Source organism: Pedobacter sp. MC2016-24, assembly GCF_015223055.1.
Classification (GTDB): domain Bacteria; phylum Bacteroidota; class Bacteroidia; order Sphingobacteriales; family Sphingobacteriaceae; genus Pedobacter.
In genome coordinates this window covers 589,402-606,408 of the sequence record NZ_JADFBX010000003.1, presented here as the reverse complement: position 1 = coordinate 606,408, position 17,007 = coordinate 589,402, and the positions used below count along the sequence as shown (strand labels likewise).

Genomic DNA, 17,007 nt, shown 5'->3' with positions numbered 1-17,007 from the left:
AAATACAAATAAACCCAGTTGTTCCTGCAGGCAAATGTTTCTACAATTTCTAATGCGAATCAATAAATTCTTATACTGCCTCATTTTATTGATTCTACTTAGTGCAGGTCAAAGTTTCGGCCTGACCGAGAGTAAGGCTCCTATGGCTATAAATGGGGTAATTGATCTGCGCGGACAAAGTCTGGATGAAAAAATAGCCCTAAACGGCCAATGGATTTTCTATTGGCATGAGCTGTTTAATCCTGGTGAAACTCCCCGAAGCAAAGGGATCCTCGTCAACTTTCCTTGCCGCTGGACAGACCCTGTCAACGGAAAGGCTCTTCCTTCATACGGTTATGCAACCTACCAGTTACAGGTTTTGCTACCTGATACGAAAGAGCCCATGCGCATTGCCATGCCGGAAGTATATACGGCCTATAAATTATTCATCAACGGACAACTGGTTGCCTACAATGGCAAAGTTGGTACAAATAAAAAAAATTCTGTCCCTTATTGGGAGTATAGAACAGCAGAACTTCCACGCATTACCGACACCCTGAACATCTTGCTGCAAATCTCCAATTTCAGCCACAGCAAAGGTGGGATAAAAAAATCCCTCTGGATTGGAAATAAGGAAGACATCATATTGAAACGAAAGCAAACCGAAGCCATTGACCTGCTGCTTAGTGGATGCTTAATTATGGGTGGACTGTTTTTTCTTGGCCTTTACCTGATGGGAAACCGGGACAAGGCAATTCTCTTCTTTGCCTGCTATTCGCTAGTCTACAGTTATCGTGTTGCAGGCATTGACAATTATGTGCTACACACCATTGTCCCCAATTTGAGTTGGTACATCACCATCAGATTGGAATACCTGAGTTTATTTTTAGGCATCGGGCTGTTTGCCCTCTATACGCGTTACTTGTATCCTCAGGATAGTAACATCAGGATTGTCAATGCAATCGCCCTTTTTTGTTTTACTTTTTCCATTGCAGCACTGGTATTACCCCCACTTTTCTTTACCAAGCTGATCAACCCTTTTCTTGCGGTTATGCTTTTCTGCATTGTTTACGTTCCCTATGTATATACCCTTGCCTACCTCAGGAAAAGACCTGGGGCAATTTACACTTTGCTGAGTTCATTTGCCTTAATGCCCGTATTCACCATTACCTTATTGCATTACTGGTCAATCATTCCCCAGCTTCAGCTGGTCAGTTTCTTTTTCTACGTTAGTTTTTTCTTTCTGCAATCGCTTATCCTCTCCCATCGGGTTTCCTTTGGATTGAAAAAGGCCAGGACAGAAGCGGAACAGGGCCTTAAAGCAAAAAGTGAGTTTTTGAGTACCATGAGTCACGAAATCAGAACACCTTTAAATGCGGTGATTGGCATGAGCCACCTGTTGCTAAAAAACAATCCCAGGAATGATCAGAAGGAACAACTTGATGTGATGCTTTTTTCTGCAAACAACCTGCTTTCCATTGTCAATGATATCCTGGACTATAATAAGATTGAAGCCGGAAAGATCGTTTTTGAGCAGATTGAAATGGACATACGTCTCATTGCCAGAAACATCGTTTCAGGACTGCAGATGTCGGCGCATGACAAAGGCATTGTTTTGAATTTACAAATAGATCCCGGACTTAAAACAAAGTTGATCGGCGACCCTACACGGATCAGCCAGGTGATTACAAACCTGGTTCACAATGCGATCAAATTCACGAGTCAGGGCACGGTGCAGGTCAACATCCGCGTAACTGAAGAAACCGAAAGGAACATCACTTTAACAATCCAGGTTAAAGATACCGGTATTGGCATTTCTAAAGAAAAGCAAAAAGTTATTTTTGACCGGTTTACACAGGCAGATTCTTCCACTTCCAGAGGATTTGGGGGGACAGGACTTGGTCTGGCCATTTCAAAGAAGTTACTTGAGTTACAAGGCTCTACGTTATGCCTGATCAGTGAGCCGGGTACAGGCTCAAATTTTTTCTTTGTTCATGTATTTGAAAAAAGCATGAAAGACAGTACACATAAACCTGTTGAACAATCTCCTGATGAAAGTGAAAAACCTTTAAGCGGCATTCATATTCTCTTGGTAGAGGACAATTTAATGAATGTCCTGGTCGCACAAAGGTATCTGGAACGCTGGGGAGCGAGTATAGATGTAGCTATGAACGGTTTAGAAGCTTTGCATAAAATTGATCCTGAAAAACACAGACTGGTATTGATGGACCTGCACATGCCGATTATGGACGGATACGAAGCTACAACCAAAATGCGCGAAAATGGAATTACCATACCCATTATCGCTTTAACCGCCAATTTGCCTGAAGAGATCACCTCAAAAGTAAAGCAATCCGGCATCGATGATATTGTGATCAAACCCTTCCTACCCGACGAATTGTACCGCAAGGTGTTGCACCACATTCAACTTTAAGATCTTACCGCCATTTGCGTGCGAAACTGTAACTGATAACTTCCCGGCGTTATGCCCACTAGTTTTTTAAATGCCCGGATAAAATAATTAGCATCGTTAAAACCCAATTCGTAGCTTACCGCAGCCACTTTAGCTGAAGGATTACTCAACAACTGTTTGGCTTTGGCAATCCGTTCGGCCAAAATAAAATCATTTGGACTGATACCGAGTTCTCTTTTAAACAGTCTGTAAAAAGTAGCTTTACTCATGCAGGCCTTATCACTCAGGCCATTGATATTAATCTTTTCATTCAGGTTGGATTTGATGTAATCAATCACAAAGGCGAGTGGATTGTGATGGTCATGCATATCACCTGCGGCAAAGGCATTCAGGTTCTGGCTTTGCATAATACGCACCAGCAATTCTTTCAGTGTCAGGTCTGCCAGTACATCTTTAGCTGTTGATTGTTCTGAACAAATTCGGATAACTTTATTGATCAAATAAGCAATTTCCTGGTTGTTGTCAAAATGGTATTTATCATAATCGAGTGCCCATTTCTCTTTTCCCTCTTTTGGAAAAAACTCATTCAGGTAATTGATGGTCTTTTTGATCTGTTCCTGATCAATCGCCAATGCGATACATTGCGTAGGATTGCCATCCCTGGCTTCCGGAAAGTCAATTTTCATGGTCACAGCCGGTGGAACGATCACCGTCTGCCCCGGCAAATAGTCAAAGCCGTCCTGATCATATAAATGCATCACCTTTTTTCCACGCAGCATACTGGTGATTACGAAATCGTTAAAAGCAAGTGGCACCAGGTAAGATTGGGTATAAGTCTCAAAAATATTCAGCTCGCAGCGTTCCAGGGTATAGGACGTTCTATTCTCTACAAGTGTTTGCAGGCTTTCGGCTTTACTGAGATTTACGGCATTGGGAATATAATGCATCGTTTACAGGATTGGTTAAATATTAACGTACAAGTTAAGCATAAATTATGTTTCAACAAGGTTACACTAGCTGAAACGATAGTGCTACTAGATGCAACGATTATACTATCTAATGGGAGCATTTGACAACTAGGTTTGTATAGACCAAATCAAAACCAGGTATTTATAAATAAAACGACAGTATGAATAATTTAGTAGAAAGACCAGCTTTCAAAGCTCAGTATGATAATTTCATCGGCGGCAAATTTGTTCCGCCTGTAAAAGGAATATATTTCGACAACATCTCTCCCATTGATGGAAAAGTATTTACTAAAGCTGCACGCTCCAGTAAAGAAGATGTTGAACTTGCGTTGGATGCCGCGCACGAAGCTTTTAAAACATGGAGCAAAAGTTCCCCGACTTACAGGAGCAATATCCTGTTAAAAATCGCGCAAAAAATAGAAGACAATATGGAGTTCCTGGCTACGGTTGAAACCGTTGACAATGGCAAGGCCATCCGTGAAACCCTGGCTGCTGACTTACCACTGGTGGTTGATCACTTCAGGTATTTTGCCGGTGTAATCAGGGGAGACGAGGGCTCCATTGCTGAACATGATGAAAATACAGTAAGTATTGTACTCCATGAGCCCATAGGCGTTGTGGCACAAATTATACCATGGAATTTCCCTTTGTTGATGGCCACCTGGAAAATTGCACCTGCCCTGGCAGCGGGCTGCTGTACCGTAGTAAAACCAGCAGAGCAGACCCCGGTTTCTATAATCATATTGATGGAACTGATTGGCGATTTATTGCCTCCGGGTGTATTGAATGTGGTGAACGGTTACGGAATAGAAGTCGGCAAGCCATTGGCGACCTCTACACGGATCTCTAAAGTAGCCTTTACAGGCAGTACGACTTCAGGTAGATTGATCATGCAATACGCTGCCGAAAACATCATTCCATCAACGATGGAACTGGGTGGCAAATCCCCTAATATTTTCTTTGAATCGGTAGCAGCAGCAGATGACGCCTTTTTTGACAAAGCCGTAGAAGGCGCTGTCATGTTTGCCCTGAACCAAGGGGAGATTTGCACCTGCCCATCCAGAATATTGATCCAGGAAAGTATTTATGATCAATTTATAGCGAAAGTTATAGAGCGCACAAAATCGATCAAAATTGCGCACCCACTGGATAAAACCGGTATGATGGGTGCACAGACATCTAACGAACAATACCAGAAAATCCTTTCTTACCTGAAGATCGGTAAAGAAGAAGGCGCAGAAGTTTTAACCGGCGGATCTGCCAATAAACTGGAGGGGGATTTAGAAAGCGGGTATTACATTGAGCCAACACTGTTGAAAGGACATAATAAAATGCGCATCTTCCAGGAAGAGATTTTCGGTCCGGTGGCTTGCGTAACCACATTCAAAACTGTGGAAGAAGCCATAGAAATTGCCAATGATACACTATATGGATTAGGCGCAGGCGTTTGGACAAGGGATGCCCACGAGCTGTATCAGGTACCACGTGCCATACAGGCAGGCCGCATTTGGGTAAATCAATATCATGCTTATCCGGCACATGCACCATTTGGTGGATATAAAAAATCAGGTTTCGGCCGGGAGAATCATAAAATGATGCTGGATCATTACCGCAGCACCAAAAACATGCTGATCTCTTACGACAAAAACAAGTTGGGTTTCTTTTAGCAACTGGTTTTAATACTCGAACTGCCTGATCCGGTATCAGGCAGTTTTTTCCTTTAACCCCTATCATCATGCGTACAAAAAGAGTATTGGCTACACCAGCCGCAACAGCAGTGATCCGTCAGCTTCAATCTGAATATGGAGAACTATTCTTTCATCAAAGTGGTGGTTGCTGCGAAGGCTCCTATCCCCATTGCTTTGAAAAAGGCGGATTTTTAATTGGTTCAAATGACATCTGCATCGGCGAAATTGAGGATTGTAAATTCTATATGGCCGGTGACCAGTTTGAATATTGGAAACACACGCAATTGACCCTGGATGTGATGGAAGGCCGGGCCGCCAGTTTTTCCCTGGAATCCACAATAGACAAAGCCTTTTTTATCCAGTCGCGCCTCTTTACCGAACCAGAACTTCAAGATTTAGTGCCCCTAATCCCGGCAGAATAAATGATTTATTTAAACCGTAGCCCTCAGGGTAAGGTGAAAAGGCACTTTCAATTGTTCCTTTGAATTGCCCAAAATGACCTTGGCGGCCAGATCGCCCATTTTGCCAAAATCGGTAGAGATGGTTGTGACTCCGTTCAGGATAATTTTCTTGATCGGTGTTTCATTATAAGAGATTAAACCAACATCTGTCCCGATCTTAAAATCGAGCACTAAAATCCGTTCAATAAGCGTAACCAGGTCATCTTCTTTCAAATTGATGTAAACTTCTCCCTTTTGTATGGGCTCTTCGGCAATATTTGGCACCAATGCATATTTAAAGGCGTATTGCTGACAAAACTTAAAAAAACCTTTGATGATTTCTTTGGGATAATAACTGTTATTCGGAAAAATCAATTTGATCGTATCGTATTTACTGAGCTCGGTAATTGCCTGTTCCAGCGCATTGTAAATGTCATTTTCAAAATCTTCATACACCGCCGCATACTCCCCCGTAACACCAGGGATCAGTTTATCCAGGATGATTAACTTTTGCTTTGGAATGGTGTTGATCACTTCACAGGCCTTTTCTGTGCCTTCAATAAAATGCGGCATGATGACAAAATGAGAATATTTATCTTTTTTGTTGGCCAAAAAGTTTTTGAATAAGGTAAAGTCGTTGTTGTAAATGTATAAATCCGTAGCCACGTCCTCTCCCACAGCTGTGATAAAAGAGTCGTATATGATTTTTTTATAAGAGCTTAATTTATTGAACAGCAAACAAATCTTCAGCTTCTGCCTAAAATCGGTATTCATGATATAAAAACCTTTACCAGGTATAGACTCCAGAACGCCGATTTTTTTCAGGTTTCGGTAAGCCTTTTCAGCAGTATCCCTGGAAATCTCCAATTCATTACTGATGTCACAGATCGAGGGTAAAATATCATTTTTATTGACATGCCCGGCTTCTATAGCAGACAGTATAGAATTGGTCAACTGAATATATTTAGGCGTTGCAGAATACTCGTCAATGCTTATATATTTATAGGAATCAGTCAACTTCATAATGATTTGGTTAGAATTGCTCGCAAGAACCTGCAGATTACTAAAAGACAGGTACAAATACAATTTTTATTTACGCAATCGTTGCCGGAAATACAACAAAAATATTATAGATTATTAATTGTATAAATGACAATTATAATTACTAATTTCAACTATTTAATACTAACCATTTGTAATTTGCATGAAACATCCTTCCATTCTCCGGGTCTTCCTGGCATCGGCTATTTTTTCTTCAGTTAACCTCAGCTACAGCATGTGTAGCGCACAAGTCAATCCTACATTTAAAATTGAAACGGCTAAACCCATTGCAAAAGTACCTGCAACATTATGGGGTGTATTTTTTGAGGACATTAACTTTGGTGCTGACGGCGGAATTTATGCTGAACTGGTTAAAAACCGTTCTTTTGAGTTTGGGAAACCTTGGATGGGCTGGACTATTAAGAGAAAAAAAGCTACAGAAGGCGAATTACTGATCATCAATCAACAGGAAATCCATGCCACCAATCCAAGATACCTTCAGGTAAATACAAACAAAGCTACAGTAGGGAGCCTGGGTCTGATTAATGAAGGTTTTAAAGGGATCGGCGTAAAGAAAGGGTTGAATTATGATTTTTCTACCTTGTACAGACAGGCTTCAAAAGGGATCAAATTGCATGTCCAGCTATTGGGTAAAAATGACCAGGTGATTGGAGAAGCCATACTGGAACCTGCCGAGACGGGTACTGTGTGGAAAAAGCAAAACATTCCAGTTCGCGCGACAGAAACTGAACCTAAGGCAAAACTGGCCATATGGTTTGAAGGCAGTGGTAAAATTGATCTGGATATGTTGTCTTTATTTCCAGAAGATACCTGGATGAAGCGCCCTGGTGGACTTAGAGCCGACATGGTACAAATGCTTGCCGATATGAAACCCGGCTTTTTACGCTTTCCGGGTGGCTGTATCGTTGAAGGAACTGATCTGGCGAACCGGTATCAATGGAAAAACACCATTGGACCTGTAGCAGAACGACCAACGATGATCAACCGCTGGAATACGGAATTTGCGCACCGGCCAAGTCCAGATTATTACCAGACTTTCGGCCTTGGATTTTTTGAATATTTTCAATTGGCGGAAGACATTGGCGCGGCACCTTTGCCTATTTTAAACTGTGGCATGGCCTGCCAGTACAATACTGGGGAAGTAGCAGCCATGACAGAACTCGATCCCTATGTACAGGATGCGCTTGACCTGATTGAGTTTGCCAATGGCGATGTGAGCAGCAAATGGGGTAAAATACGTGCAGCAATGGGTCATCCGAAACCATTTAACCTCAAAATGATGGGCATTGGCAATGAAAACTGGGGTCCCCAATACTTAGAACGTTTGAAGGTTTTTACTGATGTCATTAAATCAAGATATCCAGAATTTAAACTCATTGCAAGCTCTGGAACAGATCCGGATGGAGACCGTTTTAACTTATTGAATACGGAACTCCGCAAACAAAACACCGACTTTATTGACGAGCATTATTATCGTCCGGCAGACTGGTTTTTGAAAAATGCAGCAAGATATGACAGCTACCCGCGTACTGGCAGTAAAGTTTTTGCTGGTGAATATGCCGCCCATGCAGACAAAGCAATTGTTGGCAGCGACAGGAGCAACTGGCAAAGTGCTTTAGCTGCAGCGGCCTTCATGACCGGCCTGGAAAGAAACTCGGAAGTGGTACAAATGGCATCCTATGCACCCCTATTTGCCAATATAGATGCCTGGCAATGGGCACCGGATATGATCTGGGTAGATAATCTGCAATGCTATGGCAGTCCGGATTATTACGTGCAAAAGCTATTTTCAGTAAACAAAGGTACGGAAGTGGTAACCATCTTGTTGAATGATCAACCGGCAACCGGACAACAAGGGCTGTATGCTTCAGCTGTCACAGATCAGAAAAATAAAACATTAATCATCAAAGTGATCAATTCCTCAGATCAGGCACAATCATCCGATTTTGACATTAGCGGAAATAAAATACAAGGTATTGCTGATGTAGAGGAAATGGCGGAAATGGACCTGAAGCGTGTCAACTCTTTTGCATCACCTGTGGCTGTAGCTCCAAAAAAAACAAGCTTAAAAGCTAAAGGCCAGAGGTTACACCTGAACCTCAAACCCTATTCATTTAATGTGATCAGGATAGCTTTGAAATAAAGAACTATAAGTAAAAACCAAATCATTACACATGAAATTAACCAGATTCATTTGTTTAAGCCTCTGCACGGTATGGGCTGCCAACAGTAGCCAGGCACAAAACCTGACACAGCTAAGCATTAAACCGTCTGACAAGCAGGTCATCAGTAAACACATTTACGGACATTTTGCCGAGCACCTTGGCCGTTGCATTTACGATGGCTTCTGGGTAGCTGAAAACTCGGCCATACCAAATAAAGGCCGGATCAGACTGGATGTTGTCGAGGCTTTAAAGAAAATAAAAATCCCGAACCTGCGCTGGCCAGGAGGATGTTTTGCTGATGAATACCATTGGCGTGACGGCATTGGAGACCGCAGCCTTCGGCCAAAAATGGTGAACACAAACTGGGGCGGTGTAACCGAAGACAATAGTTTCGGTACCCATGAGTTTCTGGAACTTTGTGAAATGCTCAACACAGCACCTTATATTGCCGGTAATGTTGGTAGTGGAACAGTTGAAGAAATGGCCAAATGGGTGGAATACCTGAATTTTGATGGGGTGAGTCCGATGGCCAGTCTGCGTAAACAAAACGGACGTGAAAAGCCCTGGAAAGTAAGTTTCTGGGGCGTGGGCAATGAGAGCTGGGGCTGTGGCGGAAACATGACCCCACAATATTATAGTGATCTGTACCGCAGGTACGCTACCTATGCCCGTAATTATGAAGGTGCGCCCTTAAAAAAGATTGCCAGCGGAGCCAATGCCGAAGATTACAACTGGACCGAAACGTGTATGAAAAACATAGGTACCCGCATGTGGGGATTAACTTTACATTATTATACCTTGCCAACCGGGAACTGGAAAGACAAGGGTTCGGCAACCGGGTTCAATGAGGAACAGTATTTCAGTACAATGAAAAACTGCCTGAGAATGGAAGAAATTGTTTCCAAACACGCCGCTATTATGGACAAATACGATCCGGCAAAAAAAGTAGCTTTGGTTGTGGACGAATGGGGCATCTGGACGAATGTAGAGCCTGGAACCAATCCGGGTTTTCTCTATCAGCAAAACAGTTTAAGAGATGCATTAATTGCAGGTACAACCCTGAACATTTTCAACAACCATTCCGACCGGGTTAAGATGGCCAACCTCGCCCAGACAATTAATGTATTGCAAGCCCTGATTTTAACAGAAAAAGACAAAATGCTGCTTACCCCTACTTACCATGTGTTTGACCTATTTAAGGTTCATCAGGATGCCAAATACCTGCCCATTGAGTTTGTCAGCCCGGATTATGTTTCCGGAAATCAAAAAATACCAGCCTTGAATGTTTCTGCTTCACAGGATGCATCTGGAGCCATACACATTTCACTGGTTAACCTCGATCCCAAAAATAAAATCAAATTGAATACCAGTTTAAATGGTCAGCAGTGGAAATCAGTTAGTGGACAAATCATCACTTCACAAAATGTAAACGATGTCAATACCTTTACTACACCGAACAAAGTAAGTATTGCTAAATTTAACGGCGCAAAAAAAGAAGGTGCAAATTTGAATGTTGAACTTCCAGCGCAATCGGTAGTCGTTTTAGAACTTAAATAACCATCATGAAGCTTAAAGCTATATTTTTATATTTAACCCTTGCGGTGGCATTACCTGCTGCAAAGGCCCAACAGGCCAAAGATCCTTATTTGTTTGCTTATTTTAAAGGAAATGGGGAAGATGGACTGCATTTCGCCTACAGCGAAGATGCTTATCACTGGAAGAGCCTAAAAAATGACCAGTCGTTCTTAAAACCGACCGTAAGCAAAGACAAACTGATGCGCGACCCTTGTATCATTCGTGGTGCGGATGGCCTGTTTCATATGGTCTGGACAGTAAGCTGGAAAGACAAGGGTATTGGTTATGCGAGTTCGAAAGATTTAATCAATTGGTCTGAACAGCAGTTCATTCCGGTGATGGTAAAAGAAGAAGGTGCCAGAAATACCTGGGCACCAGAAATCACCTATGACCCTTCCAGCAAGCTGTATATGATTTATTGGGCAACAACCATCATCGGCCGTTTCCCTGAAACTGCATCTAAAGCTGACGACGGCTACAACCACCGGATGTATTACGTGACCACCAAGGATTTCAAAACCTTTTCAGATACCAAATTGCTGTATGATCCAGGGTTTAATGTCATTGATGCCAGTATTGTGAAAGACAAGGATAAATTTGTGATGTTCCTGAAGGATGAAACCAGGGAACCAGCCCAGAAAAATCTTAAAATTGCTTTTGCCGATCAATTGACCGGGCCTTATACTGCTGCCAGTGCACCGATTACGGGAAACTATTGGGCAGAGGGCCCAACCGCTTTAAAACGGGGTAAAGATTGGGTGGTATATTTCGACAAATACCGCGATCACAAATATGGCGCTATCAAATCACAGGATCTGAAAAACTGGACTGATGTATCCGATCAGATAGCGTTACCTACAGGGTTAAGACATGGTACCATTTTACAAGTTACTAAAAAGGAGCTTAAAAAGCTCCTTGAACAATAATTCGCAGGCTGTATCCTGAGCAAAATCAGAATCATGATACAGCCTGAATATCTCTAATTCCCATCTGGTTTCACCACACTACTTTTCGGACTTTCCGGCCAATGCCAGTTCGCCACAGCATCCGGTTTTGAAGGATCAAAGTTAAATGCCGGATCGATCAGAAATTTACTGATCCCTAAATTTGCCTTTTTAATCCCTTCCACCACACATTTCGCAATTTCATACGCACCATAGGTATTGAAATGCGTATTGTCAGCTAAGGGTTTATCTTGTCCCGGATAGGAATTTGCCGGATAATGCACAAAAGCCTTTTTGGAGCTTTCTTCTCCCAAAGCATTGAACAAATCAGCAGTCATCACATTTAAATCAATCAATGCCACTTTTTCATCAGCAGCTACCTTCCGCGCAGCTTCCGGGAAATCACCCAGAGAGTTCACAATCTTTCCATTTTCGAAAGCACGGCGGCTGGTTGAAGTGACGATCACCGGAATTCCTCCTTTTTTCTTCGTTTCAGCAACAAAGTTTTTCAAACGTTCTGTATAAGATTTGTAAGCGCCATCGTTAGGCCCTTTTTCTTTTTGGTCATTGTGCCCGAATTCAATAAACAGATAATCCCCAGGCTGCATAACACTCAATACTTTCTTCAATCTGCGACTTCCAGCGAAAGAACCTAGCGTCAATCCGGATTCTGCATGGTTCGCAAAGGAAACACCCGGTTTAAAAAACCTCGGGATCATTTGACCCCATGAGGCCCAGGGCTCATCATCCTGGTTGACGACAGTGGAGTTACCAGCCAGGAAAACCGTAATCTGATCCGATACTTTTGAAATCTCAATGGATTTAACAGCAGGGTGCTTTGCAAACTCAAGTGTCAGTTTATCGTCCCAATCCAGTTTGGTTAATTCACGAGGCTTCAGCCCAACTACTTCCCCACCAGTAATATTACGATCTTTCACATTGACAATGAAAGTTCTGGTAACCAATTCACCAGCCTTAGTTTTCACATCTTCCAGCATCAGTCGCCTGGACTCTGCTTTTACAGTAGTCTCCATTGCTTTTTTTGCATCACCTAAAGTCACAGTTACCTTATAATTCCCTTCAGGTACAGCAACCGAAAAATAAAAAGGCTGGTCTTCAGCATTGATCTTCGTATCCAGGTCAAAGCCATATCCTTTCAATTTGGAATACGTATCTGAGGGCAATACCCGGGTGAGCCCAGAAACCTTTTTACCATCGGAGAAATCAAATTTAAAAGCAGTTTTCACCTGCGCTTTTAAACTTGTACTAATCATAGCTGCAGCAAATGCTACCTTTATGAAGCTATTGGCATTCATCATTATTTTATCGTTTATATTCAGATCACAAGAGTACATTTCCTTTCCTTAACATCCAACATGCACCATCCTGTTAAGCATTGTAAAAATGATATGACCAAGGCACAAATTCAGGATAGAACGGGTTGCCAAACGGCCGATCAGGCCGTATTTTGAGGCAAATTAAAACCGGGCAAAAAATCAGCTAACCAAATGCAGCAATTGAAACGTTTATTCTGGCTTATACTTCTCTTCATTCCTGTATTCGCACATACGCAAAGTAACCAGAAAGCTCAACAGGTGCCCAAGCCTGTTTACCGTGATCCGGTATACGATGGTGCAGCAGATCCGGTTGTCATCTGGAATAAAGCCGAAAAGAAGTGGTTTATGTTGTACACCAATCGCCGTGCAAATGTAAAAGATCTGGACGGTGTGACCTGGGTTCATGGAACCAGGATCGGCATTGCCGAGTCCTACAACGGAGTAGACTGGAAATACCGTGACACCTGCGACATTCAATACCGGCTGAGCGATTATACCCACTGGGCACCTGAAGTGATCGAAAACAAAGGAACCTATCACATGTATCTTACCTATGTACCCGGAGTTTTCAGCGATTGGCGGCACCCCAGATATATTGTCCACCTGAGCAGCAACAACCTGATCAGCTGGAAATTTGAGTCTAAACTAACCCTTGCCTCTGAAAAATGTATCGATGCCTGTGTATTTAAAGTACCCGGAGCGGGCTGGCGGATGTATTACAACAATGAAATGGATAGCAAGTCCATTTATTACGCCGAAAGTGACGACCTCTACCGTTGGAAGGACGCAGGGAAACGTGTGATTGCAGATCGTGGCGGCGAAGGCCCCAAGGTATTTTCTTGGAAGGATACCTATTGGATGATTGTCGACAATTGGAAAGGGCTTGGCGTTTATGCATCGAAAGACCTGATCAGCTGGAAACGGCAAGCCGAAAACATTCTCCAGCTTCCAGGCAAGGGAACTGACGATGAGGTGATGGGTGGTCATGCCGATGTGGTGGTAAACAATGGACGCGCATTTATCTACTATTTTACCCATCCAGGCAGGACACCAGCAAATAAAGGCATAGACAATTACGAAACCCGACGCAGCAGTTTGCAGCTTGCAGAACTGGAATACCACCATGGCGAAATCACCTGTGACAGAGACAAACCCTTAAAAATCGCCTTAAAACATTAAACACACGACCCAATATATGAGACTTAAACTGACCTTAATCTTAAGCTTTTTAATAAGCTACATTGCCTTTGCCCAGTCCGGAAATCCAACAAGGGTAACTTATAATTTTAATCCCGGCTGGAAACTGTATGTTGGCGATGCAACCGATGCAGCATCGCCCGGCTTCAACGATAAAGACTGGAAAGACATTACCCTTCCGCATGCCTGGAATGAGGATGAAGCTTTTAGAAAATCAATTGAAGATTTACCTACCGGCATTGCCTGGTACCGCAAACATTTTAAAATCCGGCCATCAGATGCGGGGAAAAAGATATTCCTGGAATTTGAAGGCGTTCGTCAGGCTGGGGAATTCTATCTGAATGGAAAGTTCATCGGTTTGCACGAAAATGGAATTATGGCTTTTGGTTTCGATATTACCGATGTATTGAAACCCCAGGGAGAAGAAAACGTATTGGCTGTACGCATCGACAATGCCTGGAATTATAAAGAAAAAGCCACCAATTCTGGTTATCAATGGAACGATAAAAACTTCAATGCCAACTATGGTGGATTGTCTAAAAACGCGAGGTTGCATGCCACAGGTAAATTGTACCAAACACTACCCTTGTACACCACATTGAAAACAACAGGGACTTACATATTTGCTCAGGATTTTGACATTCCAGGCAAATCTGCAAGCGTCGTAGCCCAGTCGGAAATTAAAAATGAAGACAGCACCGTTCAAAGTTTTCAATATGAAGTAGAAATCAGGGATGCCGACAATAAAATCATCAAAACCTTTAATGGTCCAAGCTCGAGTATCAAACCTGGCGAGACCAAAACACTGACAGCACAAGCCGCTGTAAACAATCTGAATTTCTGGAGTTGGGGTTACGGGTATCTTTATGCTGTAACTACCCGCTTAAAAACAGGGAGTAAGGTAGTGGATGAAATGACCACAAAAACTGGCTTTAGAAAAGCTGAATTTAAAAACGGCATGGTTTATTTAAATGACCGCGTATTGATGATGAAGGGGTATGCACAAAGAACCAGCAATGAATGGCCAGCCATCGGACTTTCTGTTCCGGCATGGATGAGCGATTACAGCAATAAGCTCATGGTTCAAAGCAATGCCAACCTGGTGCGCTGGATGCACATTACACCATGGAAACAAGATATTGAATCTTGTGACCGTGTAGGTTTAATTCAAGCTATGCCTGCCGGTGATGCTGAGAAAGATGTAGAAGGAGTAAGATGGGAACAACGAAAATCAGTGATGCGCGATGCCATTATTTACAACCGCAACAATCCAAGTATTTTGTTTTATGAGTGCGGTAATGAGTCGATCAGCGCAGCGCACATGCAGGAAATGAAAGATATCCGCAACCAGTATGATCCACATGGAGGCAGAGCGATTGGTTCCAGAGAAATGCTGGATATTGACCAGGCAGAGTATGGCGGGGAAATGCTGTATATCAACAAAAGCGCAAACAAGCCATTATGGTCTATGGAATATTCCCGTGATGAAGGTTTAAGAAAATACTGGGATGAGTATAGTCCGCCTTTCCATAAAAACGGTGCCGGCCCTTTGTACAAAGGCGCTGATGCCAGTGATTACAACCGAAACCAGGATTCGCACGCGATTGAAAGTATTGCCCGTTGGAATGATTATTATCAGGAACGTCCGGGTACCGGTACACGCGTTAGTTCTGGTGGTGTAAATATCATTTTTTCAGATTCCAATACCCATCACCGTGGCGAAGAGAACTACCGTCGCAGTGGAGAAGTAGATGCCATGCGCATTCCAAAAGACGGTTATTATGCCCACCAGGTCATCTGGGATGGATGGGTTGAGCCGAAGAAAACGGGGATCCACATCATGGGTCACTGGAACTACAAAGCTGGTGTAAAGAAAGACATCTATGTGGTGGCTACAGGCGACAAAGTAGAACTGGTGCTAAACAATAAGTCTCTGGGCTTTGGCGAACTCAGCGATGGGTTTCTATATACCTTTAAAAACATCAGCTGGAAAGCTGGCATTTTAAAAGCGGTGTCCTTTGACAACAATGGCAAGAAACTGGCGGAAACCCAATTGAAAACTGCAGGAGTTCCTGCAGCACTTCGCTTAACCGCCTTAAAAAACCCGACCGGATTTAAAGCGGATGCAGCTGATGCTGTATTGGTAGAAGTGGAAGTTATTGATCAGAACGGCAACCGTTGTCCTACTGCATTGAACCCGGTTAACTTCAAATTGACTGGCCCGGCCGAATGGCGTGGTGGCATTGCCCAAGGCCCGGATAACTATATTTTATCAAAAATACTACCTGTTGAAGGCGGCGTAAACCGTGTCATCATCCGCTCTACAACTACCGCTGGAAAAATAGATTTAACCGCAAGTGCTGAGGGATTAAAGACGGCTTCTATTTCTTTTGAGTCCGTACCTTTCCAGGTACAGGATGGCTTAACAACAGTATTACCTGCAGACGGACTGAAATCTGATTTGAGCAGAGGTGCTACCCCCGCTGGCCCTTCATATACAGTTAGCCGTAAAACGGTAAAAATCGTGGCTGCAGATGCCGGTGCTAATGCAGACAAGGCAAAACTAAGCTATGATGATAATGAGCTGACTGGCTGGGCCAATGATGGCAAGGTTTCAACTGCCTGGATCAAATATACTTTAGCAAAAGAAAGTACCATAACAGGTGTCGGTTTAAAATTGAACGGATTCAGGACCAAGATTTATCCAATCCGGATTTTAGTTGACAATAAGGAAGTATTCAATGGCCTTACCAAGCCTGGTTTAGGCTATTTTACCGCTGTTTGTAAAGCGACAACAGGCAAAACGGTTACCATTTTGCTAAGCAATACTGGAGCTGGTCAAAACGGCAGCAATTTCGGCACGGAAATGAATGGCAAAAAGCTGGATGACGGTATTGATATGCCGGGTTCCAATTCAAAAGGTGCCTTCAGCATCATTGAAGCAGACGTATATGAAAATCCTTAATTGACTAAATACTCAAAACAAAAAAGGAGTTGCGCACATGCGCAACTCCTTTTTTGTTTGATGCAAATCTGCTCAATCTTACTTGCTTTTAATTCGTTAAAATATTCTCTTTAGGCATGGTAAACTGTTTATTGTCACCATCTGGTTTTGGCAAGCCAAAGTAAAACAACAGCGTTCTTTTTTTGGTGCCATTGATGTGGTTTAACTCGCCAAGTGGGCCAAGGTTTTTCGCATCTGGTGTTACATTTAAGGCCAGTTTACTTCCAATTGGCGG

11 protein-coding genes are annotated in these 17,007 nt (G+C 42.8%); 8 read left to right on the top strand and 3 right to left on the bottom strand.

Annotated elements, in window-relative coordinates:
* Positions 1–52: 52 nt before the first annotated feature.
* Entirely contained in the window at positions 53–2,413 is a 2,361-nt protein-coding gene (locus IM797_RS10740) for an ATP-binding protein (RefSeq protein WP_194127100.1), read from the top strand.
* Here IM797_RS10740 and IM797_RS10735 read toward each other — a convergent pair.
* Positions 2,410–3,339 carry an AraC family transcriptional regulator gene (locus IM797_RS10735; protein WP_194127099.1) on the bottom strand — a complete coding sequence of 310 codons (930 nt, stop codon included), beginning with the start codon at positions 3,337–3,339 and terminating at the stop codon, positions 2,410–2,412. The two genes, IM797_RS10740 and IM797_RS10735, sit on opposite strands and share 4 nt — an antisense overlap.
* A gap of 182 nt (positions 3,340–3,521) precedes the next feature.
* On the opposite strand from IM797_RS10735, the gene IM797_RS10730 reads away from it, so the two are divergent.
* Both IM797_RS10730 and IM797_RS10725 read left to right on the top strand, forming a co-directional pair.
* Complete coding sequence (locus IM797_RS10730) at positions 3,522–5,027, top strand: aldehyde dehydrogenase family protein (protein ID WP_194127098.1); 1,506 nt, start codon at positions 3,522–3,524, stop codon at positions 5,025–5,027.
* 68 nt (positions 5,028–5,095) lie between these two features.
* Entirely contained in the window at positions 5,096–5,470 is a 375-nt protein-coding gene (locus IM797_RS10725) for a DUF779 domain-containing protein (protein WP_194127097.1), read from the top strand.
* 9 nt (positions 5,471–5,479) lie between these two features.
* On the opposite strand, the gene IM797_RS10720 is transcribed toward IM797_RS10725, so the two are convergent.
* Positions 5,480–6,511 carry a GntR family transcriptional regulator gene (locus IM797_RS10720; protein WP_194127096.1) on the bottom strand — a complete coding sequence of 344 codons (1,032 nt, stop codon included), beginning with the start codon at positions 6,509–6,511 and terminating at the stop codon, positions 5,480–5,482.
* Between the two features lie 181 nt (positions 6,512–6,692).
* On the opposite strand from IM797_RS10720, the gene IM797_RS10715 reads away from it, so the two are divergent.
* The 3 genes from IM797_RS10715 to IM797_RS10705 are packed head-to-tail and all read left to right on the top strand — an operon-like array spanning position 6,693 to position 11,216.
* A complete protein-coding gene (locus IM797_RS10715; protein ID WP_228098803.1) occupies positions 6,693–8,693 on the top strand; it encodes an alpha-L-arabinofuranosidase C-terminal domain-containing protein in 2,001 nt (666 codons plus the stop codon).
* A 31-nt stretch (positions 8,694–8,724) separates the two neighbouring features.
* Entirely contained in the window at positions 8,725–10,272 is a 1,548-nt protein-coding gene (locus IM797_RS10710) for an alpha-N-arabinofuranosidase (protein WP_194127095.1), read from the top strand.
* Positions 10,273–10,277: 5 nt separating this feature from the next.
* Positions 10,278–11,216, top strand: a complete 939-nt coding sequence (locus IM797_RS10705) for a glycoside hydrolase family 43 protein (protein WP_194127094.1) — start codon at positions 10,278–10,280, stop codon at positions 11,214–11,216.
* Positions 11,217–11,269: 53 nt separating this feature from the next.
* Here the strand turns inward: IM797_RS10705 and IM797_RS10700 are convergent, their stop codons facing one another.
* Positions 11,270–12,553 (bottom strand): rhamnogalacturonan acetylesterase, encoded by a 1,284-nt coding sequence (locus IM797_RS10700; RefSeq protein ID WP_228098802.1) that lies wholly within the window; start codon positions 12,551–12,553, stop codon positions 11,270–11,272.
* Positions 12,554–12,742: 189 nt separating this feature from the next.
* Here IM797_RS10700 and IM797_RS10695 point away from each other — a divergent pair, with 189 nt between their 5' ends.
* Positions 12,743–13,750 (top strand): family 43 glycosylhydrolase, encoded by a 1,008-nt coding sequence (locus tag IM797_RS10695; protein ID WP_194127093.1) that lies wholly within the window; start codon positions 12,743–12,745, stop codon positions 13,748–13,750.
* 16 nt (positions 13,751–13,766) lie between these two features.
* A complete protein-coding gene (locus IM797_RS10690) occupies positions 13,767–16,733 on the top strand; it encodes a sugar-binding domain-containing protein (RefSeq protein ID WP_194127092.1) in 2,967 nt (988 codons plus the stop codon).
* The last annotated feature ends 274 nt before the right edge of the window (positions 16,734–17,007 follow it).

Excerpts from the sequence above, each read along its gene's own strand:
- IM797_RS10740 (WP_194127100.1), top strand. The coding sequence starts at position 53 with ATGCGAATCAATAAATTCTTATACTGCCTCATTTTATTGATTCTACTT.
- IM797_RS10735 (WP_194127099.1), bottom strand. The coding sequence starts at position 3,339 with ATGCATTATATTCCCAATGCCGTAAATCTCAGTAAAGCCGAAAGCCTG.
- IM797_RS10730 (WP_194127098.1), top strand. The coding sequence starts at position 3,522 with ATGAATAATTTAGTAGAAAGACCAGCTTTCAAAGCTCAGTATGATAAT.
- IM797_RS10725 (WP_194127097.1), top strand. The coding sequence starts at position 5,096 with ATGCGTACAAAAAGAGTATTGGCTACACCAGCCGCAACAGCAGTGATC.
- IM797_RS10720 (WP_194127096.1), bottom strand. The coding sequence starts at position 6,511 with ATGAAGTTGACTGATTCCTATAAATATATAAGCATTGACGAGTATTCT.
- IM797_RS10715 (WP_228098803.1), top strand. The coding sequence starts at position 6,693 with ATGAAACATCCTTCCATTCTCCGGGTCTTCCTGGCATCGGCTATTTTT.
- IM797_RS10710 (WP_194127095.1), top strand. The coding sequence starts at position 8,725 with ATGAAATTAACCAGATTCATTTGTTTAAGCCTCTGCACGGTATGGGCT.
- IM797_RS10705 (WP_194127094.1), top strand. The coding sequence starts at position 10,278 with ATGAAGCTTAAAGCTATATTTTTATATTTAACCCTTGCGGTGGCATTA.
- IM797_RS10700 (WP_228098802.1), bottom strand. The coding sequence starts at position 12,553 with ATGATGAATGCCAATAGCTTCATAAAGGTAGCATTTGCTGCAGCTATG.
- IM797_RS10695 (WP_194127093.1), top strand. The coding sequence starts at position 12,743 with ATGCAGCAATTGAAACGTTTATTCTGGCTTATACTTCTCTTCATTCCT.
- IM797_RS10690 (WP_194127092.1), top strand. The coding sequence starts at position 13,767 with ATGAGACTTAAACTGACCTTAATCTTAAGCTTTTTAATAAGCTACATT.